Below are 22,065 nucleotides of genomic sequence, written 5' to 3'. Positions count from 1 at the left end.
AACGACGACTTCGAGTTCCCCGATTTGTTGGGCGCCGCCTACGAATACCTCATCGGCGAGTTTGCCGACTCTGCCGGCAAGAAGGGCGGCGAGTTCTACACGCCACGCTCCATCGTGCGGATGATGGTGCGGCTGCTCAAGCCCACGTTGGAGCACGACATCTACGATCCTTGCTGCGGTTCGGGCGGCATGCTGATTGCGGCCAAGGAGTACATCGACGAGCACGGGCAGGACGGACGCAAGGCCAACCTGTTCGGGCAGGATTTCAATGGCACGGTGTGGTCCATCGCCAAGATGAACATGCTGCTGCACGGCATCAGCAACGCCAACCTGCAGAACGACGACACCTTGGCCGAGCCGCAGCATGTCGAAGGCGGCGAGCTGATGCACTTCGATCGCGTGCTGACGAACCCGCCGTTTTCCATAAACTGGGGCAACACCGAGAAGGACGCGGCCGGCAACCCCGCGTGGCAGCCGAAGTTCAGGGACCGCTTTCGCTATGGTGAGGTGCCGCTGGGCGCGAAGAAGGCCGACCTGATGTTCCTGCAGCACATGCTGGCCGTCGCGCGCGACGGCGGCATGGTGGCCACCGTCATGCCACACGGCGTGCTGTTTCGCGGCGGCGAGGAGGCCAGGATCCGCGGCAAGATCATCGAAGAGGACCTGCTGGAAGCCGTGATCGGCGTGGCGCCCAACCTGTTCTACGGCACGAGCATCCCGGCGTGCATCCTGGTGCTGCGCCAGCGGGTGCAGAAGGGGGCCAACCGCGTGAGCGGCAAACCGGCCGAACGGCGAGGCAAGGTGCTGTTCATCAATGCCGACCGAGAGTACTTCGAAGGCCGCGCGCAAAACTACCTGCTGCCCGAGCACATTGAGAAGATCGTCACCACCTTCGACGAGTTCCGGGCCGTGGAGAGCTTCTCGGACATCGTGGACATCGCGACGCTGAAGGCGAGTGGCTACAACCTCAACATCCGCCGCTACGCCGACAACGCCCCGCCGCCAGAACCGCATGACGTGCGTGCCCATCTGGTAGGCGGTGTGCCCAAGGCCGAGGTGGATGCCAAGGCGGCGCTGTTCACCGCGCACGGGGTGAACCCGCGGGATCTGCTGATGGAGCGGGATGCCAAATACTTGGACTTCAGCGCCGAACTGAACAAGCGCCAAGACCTCAAGCCAGCTATCGAAACCAACGCAGGCCTCGCCGCCAAGGAAGCGGCCATCCGCGCCGCCTTCGAGACTTGGTGGCAAGCGCACAGCGAGCGCATCACGGCGCTGGCGGATCAGATGGGCAACGCAGCCAGCCTCGTCGCGCTGCGCAGCGAGCTTCTGGACAGCTTCAGCCAATCCATCGAGGCGATCGGCATGCTAGACCGTTTCCAGGTGCGCGGCATCGTTGCCGGCTTCTGGTACCAGACCAAGTACGACTTCCTCACGCTGATGGCGCGTGGCGCCAAGGGTGTTGCGGACGCCTGGCGCACCAGCATCGTCACCGCGCTGGAAGACAAGGCCAGCAAGGAAAGCCCGCTGGAACACAAACTGGTCAAGTTCCTGATGAGCGACTTTGTCGAGGCCATCAACGAGCTGGAGGCGAAGAAGGCCGAATTGGATAGCCAGATTAAGGCGGCCAGCCCGAAGAGTGACGAGAATGGCGGCGGCACAGACGGTGAAGCCGAGGCCGCAGAGGCGGAAGATGAAGAGCTCGCGGTCGACGAAGCCCAGGTCAAGGCATGGAAGACGGAGCTCGCGGCCGTCAAGAAGCAGCTCAAGGCCAAGAAGGCGAGCTTTGTCGCGCACATCAACGAGGCGGTCGATGGCCTCTCATCCGAGCAGGCTGCCGACCTGCTGCTGACCATTCTGCACAACGACATGCGAGCCATCGTCGAGCGCTACATCGCAGCCCAGCGCAAGGACATCGTCGCCGCGTTCGAGAACTGGTGGGACAAGTATCGCGTGACGCTGACAGAAATCGAGGGTAAGCGCGACGCTGCGGTGAAGGCATTGCAGGGGTTCCTGAACGGATTGCGTTATGTCTAAGGTGCCGGTCTCTTCGTTGGCAGAGGTGAATCCTCTGCCCTGGATTCCAAGTGGCGTGACCAAAAGCGACGCCGTCTCATTCATTCCAATGGGTGATGTCTCCGAGTCGGGGCATTGGACAAGCCGTCAAGCGAGGCCACTCAAATCACTATCCAGTGGCTTCACGGCTTTCAGGGAGGGGGACGTTCTTCTAGCGAAGATCACGCCATGCTTGGAAAACGGAAAAGGAGTACATGCCGTCGGTCTTGCGAATGGGATCGGCTTCGGAAGCACCGAGTTCCACGTGCTACGCGCGAAGCCGGGAAACGTGCCGCGGTTCGTATTCCACTTGACCCAATGGCGTAGGTTTCGGCATGCTGCGGAAGGGCAAATGGTTGGCTCAGCTGGCCAGCAGCGCGTTCCGCACGCCTTCTTCGATGAGTATCTGGTCGCTGCCGTTAAGGAGGGTCACCAAGCGACCATAGCCCGCGTCCTTGATACCGTAGACAACGCGATCCGCGAAACCGAGGCGATCATCGCCAAGCTCAAGGCCGTCAAGCAAGGCCTGTTACACGACCTGCTGACGCGCGGTATCGACGCTAACGGCGAACTGCGTCCCCCCCAGGCTGAGGCGACACATCTCTACAAGGATTCCGCGTGGGGGCGGATACCGAATAAGTGGGATATTGCCGCGCTTGGTGCGCTACTCTCGGAGTCACCGCGAAATGGCTTGTACAAGCCGCCCCACCTCATTGGCCGAGGAACATTGTTGGTTGGGCAAACCGCCTTCACTGAAGACAGTTCAGTGAATTTCGCGATGGCCCGAAGAACACATATCGGACAGATGGAAATCTCTTCTTTTGGTATTCGCGCGGGGGATGTTCTCGTCTCCCGCGTATTCGCGACGTTGGACGGTGTAGGGCAGCCCGTGGTGGTTCCGGAGCTTCCGGAGGAAGCTGTGTACGAATCGAACATGATGCGCTTGCGGGCAAAGGGAGGCGTCATCACAAGCACTCTGCTCTTCAATCTGCTGAAGCAGCCTGCGACTCGGGCTGCTTTGCGTTCGCGCGCGTTCTTGTCGAATCAAGCGAGCATCAACAGGCGAGGCATCTGCTCTATCGAACTCCCACTCCCACCCTGGGAGGAGCAACTTGCCATCGAGGCACGAATCAAGACGATGACTGATCGGCTGAGGCATGAGGGGGACGCACTCTCGAAGCATCGAGCGCAGAAGGCTGGCCTGATGGATGACCTCCTTACCGGCCGCGTGCATGTCACATCACTGGCGGATGGCGACCAACAAAGAGGTACCTAATGGGTTGGGAACTCGAAGACGTCGAAAGGCCGTTTTTCGCTCAGTTGCAAGCGCTCGACTGGGCATACGTCAAAGGCAGTCCCGACGATTCGGTCGTCACTGGCCGCGCGAACTTTACCGAGGTAATCCAGGAAGGCGTGCTTCGGGAGCAATTGCGCGCTTTGAACCCCGGTCCGGACGGTCAACCTTGGCTAGACGACGCGCGTGTTTCAGCAGCGGTACTGACGATCACCCACCTGGGCACACACAAGCTGATGGAGGCCAACCAAAAGGCCACAGCGCTGCTGATCAAAGGCCTCACCGTCGAGGGCTTGCCCGGCTGGGATGGCGGGCGGGGCCAGACCATCCGCTACATCGATTGGGACACTCCGGCCAACAACCGCTTCACGGTCGTCAACCAGTACCGCGTGGATTGCCCGCCGGGTTTCAACAGCGCCAAAGCCTTCATCGTGCCCGACTTGGTACTGCTGGTGAACGGCATTCCACTGGTGGTGGTGGAATGCAAGAGCCCATCAGTGCAGGAGCCGCTGGCCGAAGCGGTGGACCAACTGCGCCGCTACAGCAACCAGCGCCGCGCGGCCTTCGAGGTGGACGACAACGAGGGCAATGAAGCCCTGTTCGCCACCGTTCAGCTGCTGGTGGCCACCAGCAAGGACGCCGCCCGCGTCGGCTGCATCGGCGCTGCTTTCGAGCACTACGCGCAGTGGAAGGCGGTGGTCGGGCCCGATGGGCAGGGCAGCGAGATCGAGGTCGCCCAATCGCTGGGCAAGCCCACGCTGTCGGAGCAGGAGCGGCTGATTGCCGGCCTGCTGAAGCCGGCGCACCTGCTGGACGTGGTGAAGAACTTCCTGCTGTTCATGCAGGTGGGCGGCCAAACCATCAAGTCGGTCTGTCGCTACCAGCAATACAGGGCAGTGAACCGTGCCATCGCGCGCCTGAAGACGGGGCAGACGCGCCTGCAGCACGGCGAGCAGGATCAGCGCGGCGGCATCATCTGGCACACCCAGGGCTCTGGCAAGAGCCTGACGATGGTCTTCCTGGTGCGCAAGATGCGAGCCGAGGCGGCGCTGCGACGCTTCAAGGTGATCGTGGTCACCGATCGCAAGGATCTTCAGGGCCAACTGTCGGCCACCGCCACGATGACCGGCGAAGTGGTGGAGGTGGCCGAGAGCGCCACCGGCGTGAAGACACTCGCCCGGCGCAAAGGCCCGGCGTTGATCTTCGCGACGATCCAGAAGTACCGCGACACCGACACGCAGGGCGATGCGCCGCTGACGGCGTCTGACCTGCCCGCCAGCCCGCAGCTGGTGGCCGAGCCGGTGGCCGGCTACAAGGCCGACGAGAAGTTCGAGGTGCTGAACGAGGACCACAGCATCCTCGTGCTGGTGGACGAAGCGCATCGCACCCAGGCGGGCGATCTGCATGCCAACTTGCTGGCCGGCCTGCCCAATTGCGCCCGGATCGGCTTCACCGGTACGCCCATCATCATGGGCGACAAGAAGCGCACCCACAAGATCTTTGGCGAGTTCATCGACCGCTACACGATCAAGGAAGCAGAAGCTGATGGCGCCACGGTGCCGGTGCTGTACGAGGGGCGCACAGCCCAGGGTGCCGTCAAGGATGGTGCCAGCCTGGATGAGCTGTTCGAGGACCTGTTCCGTCAGCATTCTCCCGAGGAGCTGGAGGCGATCAAGAAGAAGTACGCCACCAAGGGTCACATCTTTGACGCCCCCGCCCTCATCGTCGACAAGGCGCGCGACATGCTGCGCCACTACGTCACCAACATCCTGCCCAATGGCTACAAGGCACAGGTGGTGGCCTACAGCCGGCTGGCGGCCATTCGCTACTTCGGTGCGCTGAAGGCCGCACGCGATGAGTTGCTGGCCGAGGCGGCGGCACTGCCTGCCGAGGACAAGGCGTTGGACGATGAGGCGCTGTGCCAACGGCCGCCTTCACTGCAGGCCAAGGTGCAGGCCTGGCGCTACCGCGAGCTGCTGGCACGCATCGAAATGGCGCCCGTCATCTCGGGCAGCAACAACGATGACCCGGCGTGGAAGCCGTGGACGGACAGCGCCGCGCAAGAGCAGCTGGTCAAGCGCTTCAAGAAGCCGCTGACGCACGTCAAGCCCGACAAGGCCGACCCGCTTGCCTTCCTGATCGTGAAGTCGATGCTGTTGACGGGTTTTGACGCGCCGATCGAAGGGGTGATGTACCTCGACCGCCCGATCCGCGAGGCCGAGTTGCTGCAGGCCATTGCGCGGGTGAACCGCACGGGCTTCGGCAAGCGCTGCGGCATCGTGGTCGACTACTTTGGCGTGGCGCAACACCTGAAGGAGGCGTTGGCTGCCTACGCCGACGAGGATGTGGCAGGCGCACTGGCGAGCCTGAAGGATGAGGTGCCCATCCTGCGCGAGCGGCATCTGCGGGTGGTGGACTTGTTCCGTCAACGTGGCATCGAGACGCTGGAAGACACCGAGGCGTGCGTCGAAGTGCTCGGCAACGAGAAGCTTCGGGCCGAGTTCGTCGTCAAGCTGAAGGCGTTCTTGACCTCGCTGGACACGGTACTGCCTCGGCCGGAAGGGTTGCCGTTTTCGGTGGATGCCAAGCAGCTGGCCTATATCCACGCGCGGGCGCGCAACCGATACAAGGAAGGCCCCGTCCTGGGCAAGGACGTGGGTGCCAAGGTGCGCAAGCTCATCGACGACCACGTGGTGTCGCTGGGCGTGGACCCGAAGATTCCGCCGATCCAGCTGACCGATGCCGAATTCGACGCACACCTCGGGCGTGCGGCGAGCGAGCGTGCCAAGGCGTCCGAGATGGAGCACGCGATCCGCTCGCACATCCGGCGGCACCTTGATGAAGACCCAGTGCGCTTTCGGAAATTGTCGGAACGGCTGAACGACATCCTGCGCACGCTGGGCGAGCAGTGGAACGAGGTGATCTCGCAGCTGCAGCACATGATCGACGAACTGCGCGCAGGCACGTCCAAGGATGGTGGCCTGCCCGACGACGTACCGGAGCACTGCGCGCCGTTTCTGCGAACCGTTCTGGACGTGGTGTGCGCAGGGCAATCGCCCACCTCTGCCGAGTTGATCCGACTCAAGGACATTGCGGTGGAACTGGTTGCACTGCTGGTGCAAGAGCTTCAAAGCGATCCGAAGATCTGGTCCGCCAACAAGCGGGCGGCACAGGAGGACCTGAAAGCACAGGTGTTCGAGTTCATCATGACGCTGCGGCCACCGCTAGTAGACGATGCCCGCGCGGGCGTCTTGTCCGACGCGCTGATGGACCAAGCTCGGGCGTTGCACGATAAGCTGGTGCAACCATGACGGTGGCTGTCCTGTCACGTTCTTCAGCGAGCAAGCCGACCAAGTCGAAGCTGCTGCCGGACACGCTGGTGGTTGACGACCTGCAACTGGGCATCCGGCGTAGCACGCGCAGGCGCACGATGGAAATCACCGTGGATCGGACCGGTGAGCTTCTGGTGACTGCGCCACCGGATGTGGACGCCGAGGTGCTGCGAGCCTTTGTCGAGGAGAAGCGCTTCTGGATCTATACCAAGCTGGCCGAGCGTGACCGCCTGCACCGCGCGGTGCCGCGCAAGTCGTTCGTTGATGGCGAGGGCTTCCTCTACCTGGGACGGACACATCGGTTGAAGCTTGTGCCTGAGCAGGATCAGCCGCTGAAGTTGGCCAGCGGACGTTTCCTGATGCATCACGAGGTGGCGCCGCAGGGGCGTGAGCATCTGATCCGCTGGTATGCCGAGCGGGCCCGGCCTTGGCTGGCCGGTCGCGCTCAGGAGCACGCCGGACACATGGGCGTAGAGCCGGCCGGCGTGCGCGTGCAGGACCTGGGTTATCGATGGGGCTCCTGCGGCAAGGGCAATTGGCTGTACTTTCATTGGAAGGTCATCCTGCTGCCGGCGCGTATTGCCGAGTACGTCGTCGTGCACGAGATGGCGCACCTGCATGAGCCGCATCACACGCCGGAGTTCTGGCTTCGGGTGGAGCGCGCGATGCCGGACTTCGCTCGCCGCAAGGCGTGGCTGGCCGAGCATGGAATGGATGTGGAAGGAATCTGACGACCATGACCGGCTACTTCACCAGTGATCACTTCAAGCTCCTCGACAAGTGGCGGGGGCAGGTACGGGACAAATCGAACCCGGAACAGAACCGCGCATACCAGGACCTGGAGGCTGCGTATGCGGTCACCGAGGTTTGGGCGCAGGAGGTCCAGAAGCGTCTCTTCCCCCAGGGGCGAGTTGTAGTGCGCAAGCGGCCGACGAACCAGGGGAACAACTTCGCGCCGTACAACTGGGCGCGCATCTACCCGGAAAGCGACTCGCCCAAGGAATTGGCCTACACGGTCGGCATCAATTACGCGGAGGGGTTCGTCGTCAAGATCGACACCGTCGGATTGGATGATGGCGACCCCAGGCGCAAGCAGTACCTGACGCTGCGCGGCGCAGTCGACAACTCGTCACTCATACTGGCCACGCTACCCAAGTCCGACGGCCTCGGAAAGTCACTCGCCGAACTCGTTGACTGGAGCGTGACCGCGATTCGCGGCTTCAAGCTACGGTATGCGGATGTGATCTCAAAGCTCGGCCTGGCTGTTCGACTCAGCGACGAGGACTTGCTGAAGCGCTTCGTCGGCAAGCCCGCCTTCAAGGCGTTCATCGATACCTGGACGGCCGCTGATGCAACGTTGTTCTGCCGTCTTGGGCGAGCTGTGCATGACGCTGGCTACGACTGGTGGCACGTGGGCATAGGCGTCCAGATTCGCTTCGGGCGCAAGAACCCGGGCCAGGAGCGAGCGATCGGCGTGCTGGGCATTGTGAACGGGCGGCGAACGCAAAAGCTGTCTTGGCTGCCGCGTGGAACGGCGAGCTTGACCAAGTTCGAGCGTCAGCCGATCACCGATGACCTGGTCTCAAAGATCGACGCCGCGTTGCAGGCTGACCGAGCTGCATTGGATGCGTGGCTGATCCTTGATGACGAGCGCCAGGGCTTGTGGCCCGATCAACTCCGCGAGGACCCGGTCGAGCCGGGCGACGATGCCGACGAGGCAGAGGTAGCCATGACGAGCACCCGGCGCGAGCCGCTCAACCGCATCTACTACGGCCCACCCGGCACCGGCAAGACCTATCAGCTTCTGCAGCTGCTGGCGGATCAGTACACGCACGAGGTTGCCCAGGGCGATGCAGCGGAGTGGACCGCGCAACGAATCTCATACGAGTTCAGTTCGATGACTTGGTGGGAGGCGCTGGCAGCGACGCTCTACGACCTCCAGAGCCCCGCCAAGGTCGCGCAGATCATCGATCACCCCTTCATCAAGGCCGTGATCGCCGCCAAGGCGCGGACCAAGAACATTCATCAAACCGTCTGGGGAACCCTGCAAGAGCACACGGTTGAGGATACGAAGACTGTCAAGCAGAAGGCTCGCTTCGATCCGATGGTCTTCGACAAGTCCGCAGACTCAATGTGGCAACTGGCCGGCAATTGGAAGGAGCAGCTTCAACCCATTGTGAGCCTGGTCGACGAGATTCGTCGTGGGCCGGGCGGCAAAGGTGAGCGCATTGAGCGCTACTCGCTCGTGACCTTCCATCAGTCCTACGGCTACGAGGAGTTCGTCGAAGGTTTGCGGCCAGTGCTCGACTCTGAGCAGGCTGCTGGCCAAGTTCGATATGAGATCCGTGAAGGTGCCTTCAAGGAGTTGTGCCGCAGAGCACGCTTGGCGCCTGACCAACAGTTCGCCATGGTCATCGACGAAATCAACCGCGGCAACATCAGCAAAATATTCGGCGAGCTGATCACGCTGATCGAGACCGACAAGCGGGATCCCGTGAATGGCTCACGGCCTCCCGTGGTCGTGAAACTGGCGTACTCCGGCGAATCCTTCGCCGTTCCCGCGAACGTTGATCTGATCGGCACGATGAACACGGCCGACCGGTCGCTGGCCTTGATGGATACCGCGCTTCGCCGCCGGTTCGACTTCATTGCGCGCATGCCGGACGCGCGTGACATCGTCGGCGCGCCCTTGCACGACCTGAAAGTGACTGTCGCCGAAGACGTCATCGATATCTCGCGCATGCTTGGCCGGATCAACGAACGGATAGAGGCGCTGTACGACCGCGACCACACGATCGGCCACGCGTACTTCACGCCGCTTGCCGGGGTGCCGGATGGGCCGATCCGCTTCGCTGCACTGGGCGAGATTTTCCGGCAGCGGCTTCTGCCCTTGCTGGAGGAGTATTTTTTTGAGGACTGGCAGAAGATCAGGCTCGTGCTGGCTGACAACCAGAAGCCGGATGGTGCCCAGTTTGTCGTGGTCAGAGACGACCAAGCCTCCGACTTGGAGAGCCTGTTCGGCGCCGAACATGGGCTGGACGCCTATGCGACGAAGCGCCGCTATGCCTTGGGCGACGAGGCCTTTGCCGCGCCTGCAGCATACGTCGGCATCTACGAACTTGATTTGTAGCGTGCGATTCATGCCCAAACGGAGCGGCGAGACCATTTTTGAGTTTGATGCGGTAGCTCCCACAGGCGCTGGCGCGGGTGTCACCGAAGTTCCACCCGAGGTCTTTGCCTGGCTGGAACGGACTTGTCTACAGACTGCAGAGCGTGGGGAGGCGTCCTGGCTGCGGTTGACTCAGCGCCGTGGCCGTCGCGTGGTTCAGGTCACCAGCCACGTAGGCGTGATGCGCAGCCCGAGCGGATTCCAACTGGAGGTGTTGCCCAAGCTCGGGCGTGCCATCGAAGGTGGGGCGCCGGAAGCGCGCCGGTTGCTGATCGACATGCTGAAGTGCTTGCCGGGCTTCAGACACATCCGCACGGAAAGCGCTCACTTGTTGGCGACGAAGATGCCGCTGCTGGAAGTGTTCATCACCGAGTTCCTGTCGGCCGTCGAGCATGTCGTCAAGCGCGGTCTTCGTCGGGACTACGAGCCGGTGCAGTCGAATCTCTTCGCGTTGCGCGGCAAGTTGCTCGTGGCGCAGCAGTTGCGGCAGAACCTGCATCGACCAGATCGCTTCTTCACCGACCACGACGAGTTCTCGCCCAACAGGCCCGAGAACCGTTTACTGCATGCGGCTCTGAGGATTGTTCTCAGCGTCACGACGGCTGACCAGAACCAGCGTTTGGCCCGTGAGTTGTCCTTCGTCTTCGCCGATGTTCCGCCATCTACGCGGATCCGCGAGGACCTGCAGCGCGTTCGAATCGATCGGGGCATGGCCCACTACGAGGACGCCACCGCCTGGGCCCGGTTGATCCTTCAAGAGGAGTCACCCCTGACTGGCACCGGTGCCAACGACGCGCCCTCGCTGCTGTTCCCGATGGATGCGCTGTTCGAGACATTCGTGGCGAAGCACCTGGCCCGGCAACTCCAGCCGCTGCTCATGTTGAAGACGCAGTCCCGGCAGCATCACCTGGTTCGCCACCGGGGCGTCGACTGGTTCCGCCTGAAGCCCGACCTGCTGGTGCGTGAGGCTGCCGGCGAGCGCCTCGTTCTCGACACCAAATGGAAGCTGCTCGACAGCCGCAAATCCAGCGGCGCGGAAAAGTACGGTCTCGCACAAGCCGACTTCTATCAACTGCATGCTTACGGGCAGAGCTACCTTAGGGCCTCGGGCGACGTAGTGCTGGTGTATCCGCGCACTGAGGTGTTCGATCAGGCGTTGCCGGTGTTCGAGTTCTCGCATGCACCTGAATTGCGTCTGTGGGTTGCGCCGTTCTGTTTGAAGACGCGAACGCTCAGGTTGCCGGCGACCGAGCCGTTTGCATCGATTTTTCTGGCTGCAGCGTAGTCGAATGGGATCGACTGCTGTGGTCGATCCAGGGGCGTTGGGGCCCGCTTTGGCGGAGAGAGTGGGATTCGAACCCACGGACAGTTGCCCATCGCTGGTTTTCAAGACCAGTGCCTTAAACCGCTCGGCCATCTCTCCGCTGCCACGCAAGAGGCCGGAATTGTAGTCCGGCCGCGCGCGTCAGCCCGGCTTCTGCGCCTGCTGGCAGTCCACCTGGATCACCTCGGGCAGCTCGCCCGGCCCGCCCAGCCGCACCGCGGTGAGCTGCCCGCCCCACACGCAGCCGGTGTCCAGCGCCATCAGGTCGGGCCGAACCGTCAGCCCGAGCGTCGACCAATGCCCGAACGCGATCGGCACGCCGGCCGTGCGGCGCTGCGGTGCGTCGAACCAGGCGAACAGCCCCGCCGGCGCGGCGTCCGCCCCCTCGTTGCTCGACATGTCCAGCGTGCCGTCGGCGGCCACGAAGCGCACGCGCGTCAGCACGTTCACCGCGAAACGCAGCCTGTCCGCGCCCTGCAGCGCCGGATCCCAGCGCGCCGGCTCGTTGCCGTACATCACCCGCAGGAAGCCCACCAGGTCGTCGCCGCGCAGCCGCTGCTCCACCTCGCCGGCCAGCGCCAGCGTCGTCGCCAGGTCCCACTGCGGCGCCACGCCGGCATGCACCATCAGCCAGCCGTGCGCGTGCACCGCCATGCGCTGCCCGCGCAGCCAGTCGATCAGCGCCGCGCGGTCCGGCGCGTCCAGGATCTCGCCCAGCGTGTCGCGCCGTCCCGGCGCCCGCACCCCGTGCGCCACCGCCAGCAGGTGCAGGTCGTGGTTGCCCAGCAGGCAGGTCGCCGACGAGCCCAGCTGCTGCAGCCGCCGCAGCGTGCGCAGCGAGGCCGGGCCCCGGTTCACCAGGTCGCCCAGCAGGTGGACGTGGTCGCGCGAGGCGGAGAAGCCGATCTTCTCGAGCAGGCGCTCCAGCGGGTCGCAGCAGCCCTGCAGGTCACCGATCAGGTAGTTCATGGCGGGGATTCTGCCCGGCATGTGCCCGGCAAGCGCCCGACACCCCCGTCACGGTCCCGCCGGCGCCATCTGCTACCCTTGCGGCCTTCGTCGTTTTGCGCGTTCCGGGCCGGGCCCCGGCAGCGTGCTTCCATGGACATAGCGCTCCTCGCCTTCCTGATCATCCTCAACGGTCTGTTCGCCATGTCTGAAATGGCGCTCACCGCCAGCCGCAAGGCTCGCCTGCAGGTGATGGTGGAAACCGGCGACGACGGCGCGCGCGCCGCGATGGACCTGCACGAGAACCCCACCAAGTTCCTGTCCACCGTGCAGATCGGCATCACGTCGATCGGCGTGCTCAACGGCATCGTCGGCGAGGCCGCCTTCTCCGAGCCGCTCGCCGGCTGGATCCACCTGACCTTCAACATCCACGAGAAGGCCTCCGGCATCACCGCCACCGCGCTCGTGGTGATGTGCATCACCTTCGTCACGATCATCTTCGGCGAGCTGGTGCCCAAGCGGCTCGGGCAGATGTATCCCGAGAACGTGGCCCGCCTGGTCGCGCAGCCGATGGAGTGGCTGTCGATGGCGGTGCGCCCCTTCGTCAAGCTGCTGTCGTTCTGCACCGAGGGCACGCTGCGCCTGCTGGGCATCCGCGGCGGCCCGAGCCGTTCGGTGACCGAGGAAGAGATCGCCGCCAGCCTCGAGGAAGGCCTGGATGCCGGCGTGATCGAGGCGCAGGAGCACCAGATGGTGCGCAACGTGTTCCGCCTCGACGACCGCCAGGTCGGCTCGATGATGATCCCGCGCACCGAAATCATCTGGCTCGACGCCGCGGCCGGCCTGGACGACGTGTTGAAGGTGACCGGCGACCAGGAGCACTCGCGCTACCCGGTGTGCCGCGGCAGCCTGAGCGACGTGGTCGGCGTGATCTCGGCGCAGACGCTGTTGCAGCAGATGCTGCAGGGCCGGCCGCTGGCGCTGACCGAGGGCCTGCAGGCGCCGGTGTTCGTGCCCGAGACACTGTCGGGCATGGAGCTGCTCGAGCAGTTCCGCGCGTCGTCGGCCCAGCTGGTCTTCGTGGTCGACGAGTACGGCGAGGTGCAGGGCGTCATCACGGTGCGCGACGTGCTGGAGGCGATCACCGGCGAGTTCACGACCCCGGCCGACGGCGAGGCCTGGGCGGTGCAGCGCGCCGACGAGAGCTGGCTGTTCGACGGCCTGATCCCGGTGCCCGAGCTGAAGGACCGGCTGGCGCTGAAGGAGTTGCCCGAGGAAGACCGCGGCCGCTACAACACGCTGGCCGGCATGATCATGTTGTTGTTGGGCCGGCTGCCCAAGACCGCCGACACGGTGGATTGGGAAGGCTGGCGTTTCGAGGTGGTCGACCTGGACGGCAAGCGCGTCGACAAGGTGATGGCCACCGCCTTGCCCCCTGGAGCTGAAGTTCAATGATCACTGCCCTCTACAAGAAGCCCGCGCTGCTCGACCGCACGCGCCATGCCGGCAAGCACCTGCTGCCGCTCGACGCATCGGTGGCTGCCGGCATGAACGCGCTGTTCTGCACCTTCGGCGAGTTCGTCGAGGCGGGCAAGGAATACCCGATCCTCTTCGTCAACAGCGGCACCACCGAGAGCGGCGGCCCGCAGCTCAACCCCGTCGTGCTGCTCGGCCTGTCGCCCGGCGAGAACCTGTTCGTCGAAGGCAGCCAGTGGTTCGGCCGCTACGTGCCGGCCGCACTGCGCTGCTACCCGCTGGGCCTGACGCGGGTCGCCCGCGCCGACGGCACCGGCGACGAACTCTCGGTGGTCGTCGATGAAAGCTACGCCGGCCTGGTCGACGGCCCCGAAGGCGTGCCGTTGCTCAGCGCCACCGGCGAGCCGACCGAGACGCTGACCAACGCGATGAAGCTGCTCGAGCTGTACGACCAGGAAGCGCAGCGCACCCCGTTGTTCTGCGAACGCCTGCGCGAGCTCGACCTGCTGAAGGGCATGCGCGCCGAAGGAACGCTGAACGACGGCGAGGCCTTCTCGGTCGACGGCTTCCAGGTCGTCGACGAAGACAAGCTGCGGGCGCTGTCCGATGCGACGGTGCTCGAGCTGTACCGCAACGGCATGCTGGCGCTGATCTACGCCCACCTGGGCTCGCTGAGCTGCCTGCAGCGCCTGAGCGATCGCAAGACGCACCTGAAGACGCAGGCCGCGGCCGCCTGAGCGGAGACTGGTGATGTCGACAGGGCCTTCGGTGTTCGAGAGCTTCCTGTCGACGCCCGAGATGTCGGCGGTGTTCTCGCCGGCGTCGGTGATGCAGGCGATGCTCGACTTCGAGGCGGCGCTCGCGCGGGCCCAGGCCGCCGAAGGCCTGGTGCCGGCCGCGGCCGCCCAGGCGATCGCCGGCGTCTGCAAGGCCGAGCTGTACGACCTGGGCGCGCTGGTCGACGCCAGCGGCCGCGCCGGCAGCCTGGCGATTCCGCTGGTCAAGGCGTTGACGCAGGCCGTCGGCCTGTTCGATGCCGACGCGGCCGGGTTCGTGCACTGGGGCAGCACCAGCCAGGACGTGATCGACACCGGCCTCGCGCTGACGGCGCGCCGCGCGCTGGCGCTGGTCGACCGCGACCTCGGCACGCTCACCGCGTCGCTGCTGCTGCTGGCACGGCAGCACCGTGGCGTGCCGGTGCTGGCGCGCACGCTGATGCAGCCGGCGCAGGTGGTCAGCGTCGATTTCAAGCTGGTGGCCTGGATCGCGCCGCTGCTGCGTTGCCGGCAGCGCCTGCGCGCCGCGGGCCTGCAGGCGCTGCAGCTGCAGCTGGGCGGCGCGGTCGGCACGCTGTCGGTGATGGGCGAGCGCGGCCCGGCCGTCGCCCACCGCGTGGCCGGCGACCTCGGCCTGCGGCTGCCGCCCGGCCCGTGGCACACGCAGCGCGACGAACTGGCGTCGCTGGCCGGCGAGCTGGGCGTGCTGGCCGGCGCGCTCGGCAAGATCGCGAAAGACATCTCGCTGATGGCGCAGGGTGAGCTCGGCGAACTGGCCGAGCCCGCGGGCGCCGGGCGCGGCGGCTCGTCGACGATGCCGCACAAGCGCAACCCGGTCGCCGCGATGACGGCGCTGGCCGGCGCGCTGCGTACGCCGCACCGCGTGGCCGCGCTGCTGGCCGCGATGGTGCAGGAGCATGAACGAGGCCTCGGCAACTGGCAGGCCGAGCTGGCCGAGACGGCGGGGCTCTACCTCGGCGTGCACGGCGCGCTGAAGGCGCTGGCCGATGCCGCGCCGGGCCTGCAGGTCGATGCCGCGCGGATGCGGCACAACATCGATGCGCAGCACGGGCTGGTGTTCGCCGAAGCGGTGGCGATGCAGCTGGCGTTGCAGCTGGGCAAGGCGCGCGCGCATGCGCTGCTCGAGGCGTGGTCGCACGAGGGGGTGGCCGGTGGTCGATCGCTGCGCGAGGTGCTGCTGCAGGCGCTGGCCAAGGACGACACGCTGCGTGCGCTACTCAACGCCGAGCAGGTCGACGCGCTGTTCGATGCCGACCGCGCCGCAGCGCAGGCGAGCCGCGTCGCCGATCCGCAGCTCGCGCTGTGGCAGGAGCGCGCCGCCGCGCTGGACGCCGAGGCGCCGTGGTCGGCCTGGTTACCCCCGATAGTGCCCCACTGAGCCATTCGAAAGGGCCCGTGATGCCGAAGCAACAGGATGATTTCGACCGCGGCGTGAAGAACCGCCGTGCGGTGCTGGGCGACGCCTGGGTCGACCAATCGCTCGACGGCACGTCGGCCTTCAACGCCGAATTCCAGTCGCTGATCACGCGCTACGCGTGGCACGACATCTGGGGCCGCCCGGGGCTCGACACGACGACCCGCCGCCTGCTGGTGCTCGGCATGACGATGGGCCTGGCGCGCTGGGAGGAGTTCGAGCTGCATTGCCGCGCCGCGGTGCGCGGCGGCGTGCCGGTCGAGAAGATCCGCGAGACGCTGATGCAGGGCGCGATCTACTGCGGGGTGCCGGCCGCCAACACCGCGTTCAAGCTGACCACGCAGATCCTGCGCGACGAAGGCCTGCTGCCGCCGCCGGCGCCGCTGTCGGCCGGCGTGCGCACCTCCGCCCACCACACCTTCAGCCGGCCGCAGCTGAAGGTCGCGCTGCAGGGCGAGGGCGCGCCGGTGCTGCTGAGCCACGCGCTGGGGCTGAACCTCGGCATGTGGGACACGCTGGCCGCGCGGCTCGCGCCACGCCACGAGGTGCTGCGCTACGACCACCGCGGCCACGGCGGCTCGGCCATGCCGGCGGGGCCGTACCGCATGGACGAGCTGGTCGATGACGCGGCCCGCGTGATCCGCGAATGGGGCGCCGGGCCGGTGGCCTGGGTCGGGCTGTCGCTCGGCGGCATGGTGGGGCAGGGCCTGGCGATCCGCCACCCGGAGCTGGTGCGCTCGCTGGTGCTGGCCAACACCACTGCGCGCTATCCCGAGGCGGCGCAGGCGGCCTGGGCGCAGCGCATCGCGGCCGTCGAGCAAGGCGGGCTGGAGGCGATCGCCGACGTGGTGATGGAGCGCTATTTCCACGCCGGCTTCCGCAGCGGCCAGCCCGAGGCGCTGGCGGCGTTCCGTGCGGCGCTGCTGCGCACGTCGGCCGCCGGCTATGCCGCGACCTGCCACGCGGTGCGCGAGGTCGACTGGCTCGAGCGGCTGCCGCAGGTGCGCTGCCCGACGCTCGTGATCGCCGGCGAGCTGGATGCCGGCGCGCCGGTCGCGATGTCGCAGGCCATCGCGGAACGCATTCCCGGCGCGCGGCTCGAGGTGCTGGCCGAGGCCTCGCACCTGAGCGTGGCCGAGCAGCCGCAGCAGTTCGCGGCGCTCGTCGAGGGCTTCCTCAGCGCGACGACGTGAGGAAGCGGTTGCTCAGCAGCGGCCGGCCGCGCAGCGCGGCGCCGCGGCCGCTGGCCAGCGACAAGGCCTTTGGCGACTCCTGCGATGAAGCCACCGGGCAGCTCCCGTTCGCGCGGTAGTCGAGCGCGGCCTTCAACATGCCTTCGTTCGCGCTGCCGAGCGGCTGCGTGAAGTCGTCGGCCACCGTGCAGCCGGCAATGCCGGCGCCGCCGCTGCCGTTCGGCGCGAAGCCGTCGGTGTAGTCGCCGAAGCCCTGCGCGTTGACGCCCTGGAACTCGATCGGGAAGTACGAGATGCCGCAGTTGTCCTGCGCCGCGAAGCCGTAGGGCTTGCCGCAGGTGGTGCTGCCGATCTGCCGCACATCGACGCCGACGCCGCGCAGGCTGTTGATCACCGACTCGCTGGCCGAGCAGGTCTCGTGGGTGGTCAGCATGTAGACGCGCGACAGGTCGAGCGTCGGCAGCGCCGCGTTGGCGGTGCTGGTGGACTGGAACGGGTACGGCGCCTGCGCGTTGTCGGAGGTGCGCTTCGCGTTGTAGTTGAGCTTCTCGAACACCTGGCCGCTGGTGCGCGCGGGGCCGGCGATCATGTAGGCGAGCTCGCTCGCGATGTAGAGGTAGCCGCCGCCGTTGTAGCGCAGGTCGAGCACCAGGTCGGTCGCGCCCTGCGCCTTCAGCGACGAGATCGCCTCGATCAATTGCGCCTCGGCCGGTGCGACGTGCGACGTGAAGACAATGGTGCCGACCTTGCCGGTGGGCGTGGTCACCACGTTGTAGTTCAGCACCGGCTTGGTGGTGATGGCGGCGGTGGTCAGCGAGACGCTCACCTGGCCCACGCCCGCACGGTTGAGCACGTACGCGTGCGTGCCGCCGGTGTCGCTGGCGAACAGCGCGGCATTGAGCACGCCGACGCCGGCCGCCGTCTCATCGTCGGCCGACACGCCGTCGACCGTCACCAGCGTGTCGCCGCGCAGCACGCCTTTGGTGGCGGCCTCGGTGCCCGGCGTCACGTACGACACACGCAGCCCGCGCGGCGCCCGCGACGACAGCATGCGCCAGTTGATGCCGGTGCCAGCCTCGACGCCGGAGTCGAACAGCGCCGTGGAGGTGGCGGTCGGGAGGATGAAGCTGAACTGGTCCTTGCGGGCGCCACTGGCGGTGACGGCGGTCGTCTTCAGGGCCTCGAAATAGTTGTCGAGCGAGCCGTAGACGTCGGACGTGTTGCTGTATTGCGCCTGGCCGGCGGTGATGTTCGGGACTTCGCCGTACCAGAGGTAGGCATCGTTCATGTAAGCGCGCACCCATTGCTTCTCGATGTCGAGGCTGCCGGTGTGGCTGGACGCGTCGGGATTGGTCGGGGCGCATTGCTGCGCGTACTGCTGCGACGAAACGAGGCGGTTGCTGGAATCGCCATCCGAACCACCGCCGCAGGCGGTGAGGCCGGCCGCTGCGATGAGCAGGCTGATCCAGGTGGCGCGCATGCGTGCGCCGGCGTGCCGTTGGCGTTGAACTCCCATCCCTCGCTCCCGATGCATTGATCAGCCGCCGACTATACCGGCCGCTCCGAGCTGCCGTGAGACGGCTGCGGCGCAGGCGTTCAGCGCCAGCGCAACCGGGCCGGCCGGCCGCACGTCGAAGGTGGCGTTCGGGCCGATCGCGGCCAGGCTCAGCACCAGGTCGCCGTGCAGGTCGAACACCGGGGCGGCCATCGCGCTGACGCCGGGCACCGCGCCGTCGACGACGCGGCTCAGGCCCTCGCTGCGGATGGTCGCGAGTTGCGCGCTGAAGGCGGCGTCCAGCGTGCGGCGGCCGCCGTGCGGCTCCTGCGCCAGCACCTCGCGCAGGCGGGCCGGCGGCAGGTGTGCGGCGAACAGCAGGCCCGACGCGGTGCCGCGCATCGACATCACGGTGCCGTGGCGCATGTTGACGTGCACCGCGGACGGCGCCTCTTCGACGCGCACGATGGTCGGCCCACGGTTGCCCCACACCGCGATCGCGACGGTGTGGCCGACCTGCGCGGCCAGCGCCGGCAGCAGCGGCGTGGCCAGGCGCAGCGGGTCGAACTGCTGCAGGCTGATGAGCCCGAGTTCCATCGCGAGCGGACCGAGCCCGTAGCGGCCCGATGCCGCATCCTGCGCGATCAACCCGAGCTTGCCGAAGCTCACCAAGTAGGGGTGCGCCTTGGCGGGCGCCATGCCGGCTTCGCGCGCCAGGTCCTTCAGCGCCATCGGCCGGCCGTGGTGGGCGAGCGCGCGCAGCAACTGGCCGCCGACCTCGATGCTCTGGATGCCGCGAGGGGTGTTGGATGTCATCGGTGAATTCGGATATGTAGAATCAGTTAGACAGTAACGAATTCGTCGGCGGAGATCAAGCCATGGCACCCACGGACCCCTTGCGCTACCAGAGCGGCTTCGGCAACCAGTTCGCGAGCGAGGCGGTGCCCGGCGTGCTGCCGCTCGGCCGCAACAGCCCGCAGAAGGCGGCGCACGGCCTGTATGCCGAGCTGCTGAGCGGCAGCGCGTTCACCGCGCCGCGGGCCGAGAACCGGCGCACCTGGATGTACCGGCGCCAGCCGTCGGTGGTGGTCGGCGGCTACGCGCCGCATGCGCAGCCGTGGTGGAAGAGCGGTGCGGCCGAGGGCGTCGACGCGCCGCCCGACCCGCTGCGCTGGGCGCCGACGCCGGTGCCCGACGCCGCGGCCGAACCGCTCGATTTCGTCGACGGGCTGCGCAGCATCGTCGTCAATGGCGATGTCGATGCGCAGACCGGCATGGCCGCGCACATCGCCTTCATCAACCGCTCGATGACGCAGCGCGCCTTCGTCAATGCCGATGGCGAGATGTTGCTGGTGCCGCAGCAGGGCTCGCTCACGATCACGACCGAGCTCGGCGTGCTGCAGGTGGCGCCCGGCGAGATCGCGCTGCTGCCGCGCGGCATGGCGTTCAAGGTGGCGGTCGACGCGCCGTCGCGCGTGTACGTGTGCGAGAACCATGGCGCGCATTTCCGCTTGCCGGAGCTGGGGCCGATCGGCAGCAACGGCCTCGCGAACCCACGCGATTTCCTCGCGCCGGTCGCCGCCTTCGAGCAGGACGCCGCGCCGCACGAGCTCATCAAGAAATACGGCGGCCGGCTGTGGTCGGCGCGCTGCGCGGCCTCGCCGTTCAACGTGGTCGGCTGGCACGGCAACCTGGTGCCGCTGAAGTACGACACCGCGAATTTCATGACGATCGGCTCGATCAGCTTCGACCACCCGGACCCATCGATCTTCACGGTGCTGACGTCGCCGAGCGACACCCCGGGCACGGCGAATTGCGACTTCGTGATCTTCCCGCCGCGCTGGCTGGTGGCCGAGGACACTTTCCGCCCGCCCTGGTACCACCGCAACCTGATGAGCGAGTTCATGGGGCTGGTGCACGGCCAGTACGACGCCAAGCCCGAAGGCTTCCGGCCCGGCGGTGCGAGCCTGCACAACTGCATGGTGCCGCACGGCCCGGACGCCGATGCGTTCGAGCGTGCGTCGAACGCGCCGCTCGCGCCGCACAAGCTCGACAACACGCTGGCCTTCATGTTCGAGAGCCGCTACCGTTTCCGCCCCACCGAGTGGGCGATGAAGGGCGGTGCGCTCGACGGCGCGTACGCCGATTGCTGGCGCAACCTGAAGGACGGATTCCAATGAACGCCGCTGACATCGCCGGTCTCGACGACACGCACGACGCGGGGCTGCGCAGCTGGGTCGCGTCGGCCCAGGATCCGCTGACCGATTTCCCGCTGCAGAACCTGCCGCTCGGGCGCTTCCGGCGCCGTGGCAGCGACGAGCCGCTGCGCGGCGGCGTGGCGATCGGCGATGCGGTGCTCGACCTGCGGCTCGCGCACGAGCTGTGCCCGTGGTCGCCCGAGGTGTCGCGCCTGCTGGAGCCGCTGGCGCGCGGTGAACTCAACGCGTTCATCGCGCTCGGCGCGGCGGCACGACGCACGGTGCGCGCGGCGTTATCGAATGCCTTGCGCGAAGGCTCCGACGACGAACCGTGGCTGCAGTCCTGCCTGGTGCCGCAGGCCCAGGCCGAGATGGCGATGCCGTGCGAGGTCGGCGACTACACCGATTTCTACACCGGCATCCACCACGCGACGGCCGTCGGCAAGCTGTTCCGGCCCGACCAACCGCTGCTGCCGAACTACGAATGGGTGCCGATCGGCTACCACGGCCGCAGCTCATCGCTGCAGGTCAGCGGGCAGGCCTTTCACCGGCCGCGCGGGCAGTACAAGACAGACGCCTTGGTGCCGGTGTTCGGGCCGTGCCAGCGGCTGGACTACGAGCTGGAGCTCGGCGCGATCGTCGGCCCCGGCAATGCGCTCGGCGAGCCGATCGCGATGGCGCGGGCCGAGGAGCACCTGGCCGGGCTGGTGCTGCTGAACGACTGGTCGGCGCGCGACGTGCAGGCCTGGGAGTACCAGCCGCTCGGGCCCTTCCTCGCGAAGAACTTCGCGACCACGCTGTCGCCGTGGATCGTCACGATGGAGGCGCTGCAGCCGTTCCGCCGGCCGTTCGAGCGGGCGGCCGACCGGCCGCAGCCGCTGCCGCACCTCGACGGCGAGGCCAACCGCGCGCAAGGCGCGATCGACATCGTGCTCGAGGTGTGGCTGCAGACGCCGGCGATGCGCGAGCGCGGCGAGGCGGCGGCGCGGCTGATGCAGTCCAACTTCCGCGATGCGTACTGGACGCTCGCGCAACTGGTGGCGCACCACAGCAGCAACGGCTGCAACCTGCGGCCCGGCGACCTGCTGGGCAGCGGCACGCAATCGGGGCCGTTGCCGGAGCAGGGCGGCTCGCTGCTGGAGCTGACGCAAGGCGGCAAGGCGCCGATCACGCTGCCGAACGGCGAGACGCGACGCTTCCTGCTGGACGGCGACAGCGTTGCGCTGCGGGCGTTCTGCGAGCGCGATGGGCAGCGGCGCATCGGGTTCGGTGAGTGCGTCGCGACGGTGCTGGCGCCGCAGTCTTAATCCTCGCCTCACCGAGCCCTAACCCACCGCTAACCCACGGCGTGCCGCCCGGCCCTATCGTTC

15 protein-coding genes and 1 tRNA gene are annotated in these 22,065 nt (G+C 66.7%); 12 read left to right on the top strand and 4 right to left on the bottom strand.

Annotated elements, in window-relative coordinates; translation table 11 throughout:
• Nucleotides 1-27: 27 nt before the first annotated feature.
• Genes ACXJLU_RS01185 through ACXJLU_RS01160 form a run of 6 tightly spaced genes read left to right on the top strand, consistent with a single transcriptional unit; the run spans nucleotide 28 to nucleotide 11,135 of the window.
• Complete coding sequence (locus tag ACXJLU_RS01185) at nucleotides 28-2,037, top strand: N-6 DNA methylase (RefSeq protein ID WP_457328685.1); 2,010 nt, start codon at nucleotides 28-30, stop codon at nucleotides 2,035-2,037.
• A gap of 55 nt (nucleotides 2,038-2,092) precedes the next feature.
• A complete protein-coding gene (locus ACXJLU_RS01180; RefSeq protein WP_457328684.1) occupies nucleotides 2,093-3,331 on the top strand; it encodes a restriction endonuclease subunit S in 1,239 nt (412 codons plus the stop codon).
• Nucleotides 3,331-6,660, top strand: coding sequence for a type I restriction endonuclease subunit R (locus ACXJLU_RS01175; RefSeq protein WP_457328682.1), 3,330 nt, complete (start codon nucleotides 3,331-3,333; stop codon nucleotides 6,658-6,660). Before ACXJLU_RS01180 ends, ACXJLU_RS01175 begins: the two co-directional genes overlap by 1 nt.
• On the top strand, nucleotides 6,657-7,412 hold the full coding sequence (locus ACXJLU_RS01170; RefSeq protein ID WP_457328681.1) for a M48 family metallopeptidase: 756 nt from the start codon (nucleotides 6,657-6,659) through the stop codon (nucleotides 7,410-7,412). Before ACXJLU_RS01175 ends, ACXJLU_RS01170 begins: the two co-directional genes overlap by 4 nt.
• Nucleotides 7,413-7,417: 5 nt before the next feature.
• Nucleotides 7,418-9,811, top strand: a complete 2,394-nt coding sequence (locus ACXJLU_RS01165) for an McrB family protein (RefSeq protein WP_457328680.1) — start codon at nucleotides 7,418-7,420, stop codon at nucleotides 9,809-9,811.
• A 10-nt stretch (nucleotides 9,812-9,821) separates the two neighbouring features.
• Entirely contained in the window at nucleotides 9,822-11,135 is a 1,314-nt protein-coding gene (locus ACXJLU_RS01160) for an McrC family protein (protein ID WP_457328717.1), read from the top strand.
• 50 nt (nucleotides 11,136-11,185) lie between these two features.
• Here the strand turns inward: ACXJLU_RS01160 and ACXJLU_RS01155 are convergent.
• Nucleotides 11,186-11,273, bottom strand: a tRNA-Ser gene (locus ACXJLU_RS01155).
• A 42-nt stretch (nucleotides 11,274-11,315) separates the two neighbouring features.
• A complete protein-coding gene (locus ACXJLU_RS01150; RefSeq protein WP_457328679.1) occupies nucleotides 11,316-12,143 on the bottom strand; it encodes a symmetrical bis(5'-nucleosyl)-tetraphosphatase in 828 nt (275 codons plus the stop codon).
• Nucleotides 12,144-12,275: 132 nt separating this feature from the next.
• On the opposite strand from ACXJLU_RS01150, the gene ACXJLU_RS01145 reads away from it, so the two are divergent.
• The 4 genes from ACXJLU_RS01145 to pcaCD are packed head-to-tail and all read left to right on the top strand — an operon-like array spanning nucleotide 12,276 to nucleotide 17,002.
• Nucleotides 12,276-13,577 carry a hemolysin family protein gene (locus tag ACXJLU_RS01145; RefSeq protein ID WP_457328678.1) on the top strand — a complete coding sequence of 434 codons (1,302 nt, stop codon included), beginning with the start codon at nucleotides 12,276-12,278 and terminating at the stop codon, nucleotides 13,575-13,577.
• Complete coding sequence (locus tag ACXJLU_RS01140) at nucleotides 13,574-14,335, top strand: SapC family protein (RefSeq protein ID WP_457328677.1); 762 nt, start codon at nucleotides 13,574-13,576, stop codon at nucleotides 14,333-14,335. The genes ACXJLU_RS01145 and ACXJLU_RS01140 overlap by 4 nt, the downstream gene beginning before the upstream one ends.
• Nucleotides 14,336-14,348: 13 nt before the next feature.
• Nucleotides 14,349-15,773: a 3-carboxy-cis,cis-muconate cycloisomerase gene (pcaB, locus tag ACXJLU_RS01135; RefSeq protein WP_457328676.1), complete on the top strand. Its 1,425-nt coding sequence runs from the start codon at nucleotides 14,349-14,351 to the stop codon at nucleotides 15,771-15,773.
• A 20-nt stretch (nucleotides 15,774-15,793) separates the two neighbouring features.
• The gene (gene pcaCD / locus ACXJLU_RS01130) at nucleotides 15,794-17,002 is read left to right on the top strand and encodes a bifunctional 4-carboxymuconolactone decarboxylase/3-oxoadipate enol-lactonase PcaCD (RefSeq protein WP_457328675.1); all 1,209 of its coding nucleotides are present in this window, start codon (nucleotides 15,794-15,796) and stop codon (nucleotides 17,000-17,002) included.
• Here pcaCD and ACXJLU_RS01125 read toward each other — a convergent pair.
• Nucleotides 16,986-18,518 carry a S41 family peptidase gene (locus ACXJLU_RS01125; protein ID WP_457328674.1) on the bottom strand — a complete coding sequence of 511 codons (1,533 nt, stop codon included), beginning with the start codon at nucleotides 18,516-18,518 and terminating at the stop codon, nucleotides 16,986-16,988. The genes pcaCD and ACXJLU_RS01125 overlap by 17 nt on opposite strands.
• 21 nt (nucleotides 18,519-18,539) lie before the next feature.
• Nucleotides 18,540-19,313, bottom strand: coding sequence for an IclR family transcriptional regulator (locus ACXJLU_RS01120; RefSeq protein ID WP_457328673.1), 774 nt, complete (start codon nucleotides 19,311-19,313; stop codon nucleotides 18,540-18,542).
• Nucleotides 19,314-19,375: 62 nt separating this feature from the next.
• Between ACXJLU_RS01120 and hmgA the strand changes: the two genes are divergently transcribed.
• Together hmgA and fahA are read left to right on the top strand one after the other, a co-directional pair.
• Nucleotides 19,376-20,677 (top strand): homogentisate 1,2-dioxygenase, encoded by a 1,302-nt coding sequence (gene hmgA, locus ACXJLU_RS01115; protein ID WP_457328672.1) that lies wholly within the window; start codon nucleotides 19,376-19,378, stop codon nucleotides 20,675-20,677.
• A complete protein-coding gene (fahA, locus tag ACXJLU_RS01110; protein WP_457328671.1) occupies nucleotides 20,674-22,002 on the top strand; it encodes a fumarylacetoacetase in 1,329 nt (442 codons plus the stop codon). The genes hmgA and fahA overlap by 4 nt, the downstream gene beginning before the upstream one ends.
• The last annotated feature ends 63 nt before the right edge of the window (nucleotides 22,003-22,065 follow it).

Source organism: Rhizobacter sp. P5_C2, from assembly GCF_054049715.1.
This window is presented reverse-complemented; position numbering and strand designations above follow the sequence as displayed.

Bases quoted from the DNA above. Each gene is read 5' to 3' on its own strand.
- ACXJLU_RS01175 (WP_457328682.1), top strand. From the start codon at position 3,331: ATGGGTTGGGAACTCGAAGACGTCGAAAGGCCGTTTTTCGCTCAGTTG.
- ACXJLU_RS01170 (WP_457328681.1), top strand. From the start codon at position 6,657: ATGACGGTGGCTGTCCTGTCACGTTCTTCAGCGAGCAAGCCGACCAAG.
- ACXJLU_RS01165 (WP_457328680.1), top strand. From the start codon at position 7,418: ATGACCGGCTACTTCACCAGTGATCACTTCAAGCTCCTCGACAAGTGG.
- ACXJLU_RS01160 (WP_457328717.1), top strand. From the start codon at position 9,822: ATGCCCAAACGGAGCGGCGAGACCATTTTTGAGTTTGATGCGGTAGCT.
- ACXJLU_RS01150 (WP_457328679.1), bottom strand. From the start codon at position 12,143: ATGAACTACCTGATCGGTGACCTGCAGGGCTGCTGCGACCCGCTGGAG.
- ACXJLU_RS01145 (WP_457328678.1), top strand. From the start codon at position 12,276: ATGGACATAGCGCTCCTCGCCTTCCTGATCATCCTCAACGGTCTGTTC.
- ACXJLU_RS01140 (WP_457328677.1), top strand. From the start codon at position 13,574: ATGATCACTGCCCTCTACAAGAAGCCCGCGCTGCTCGACCGCACGCGC.
- pcaB (WP_457328676.1), top strand. From the start codon at position 14,349: ATGTCGACAGGGCCTTCGGTGTTCGAGAGCTTCCTGTCGACGCCCGAG.
- pcaCD (WP_457328675.1), top strand. From the start codon at position 15,794: ATGCCGAAGCAACAGGATGATTTCGACCGCGGCGTGAAGAACCGCCGT.
- ACXJLU_RS01125 (WP_457328674.1), bottom strand. From the start codon at position 18,518: ATGGGAGTTCAACGCCAACGGCACGCCGGCGCACGCATGCGCGCCACC.
- ACXJLU_RS01120 (WP_457328673.1), bottom strand. From the start codon at position 19,313: ATGACATCCAACACCCCTCGCGGCATCCAGAGCATCGAGGTCGGCGGC.
- hmgA (WP_457328672.1), top strand. From the start codon at position 19,376: ATGGCACCCACGGACCCCTTGCGCTACCAGAGCGGCTTCGGCAACCAG.
- fahA (WP_457328671.1), top strand. From the start codon at position 20,674: ATGAACGCCGCTGACATCGCCGGTCTCGACGACACGCACGACGCGGGG.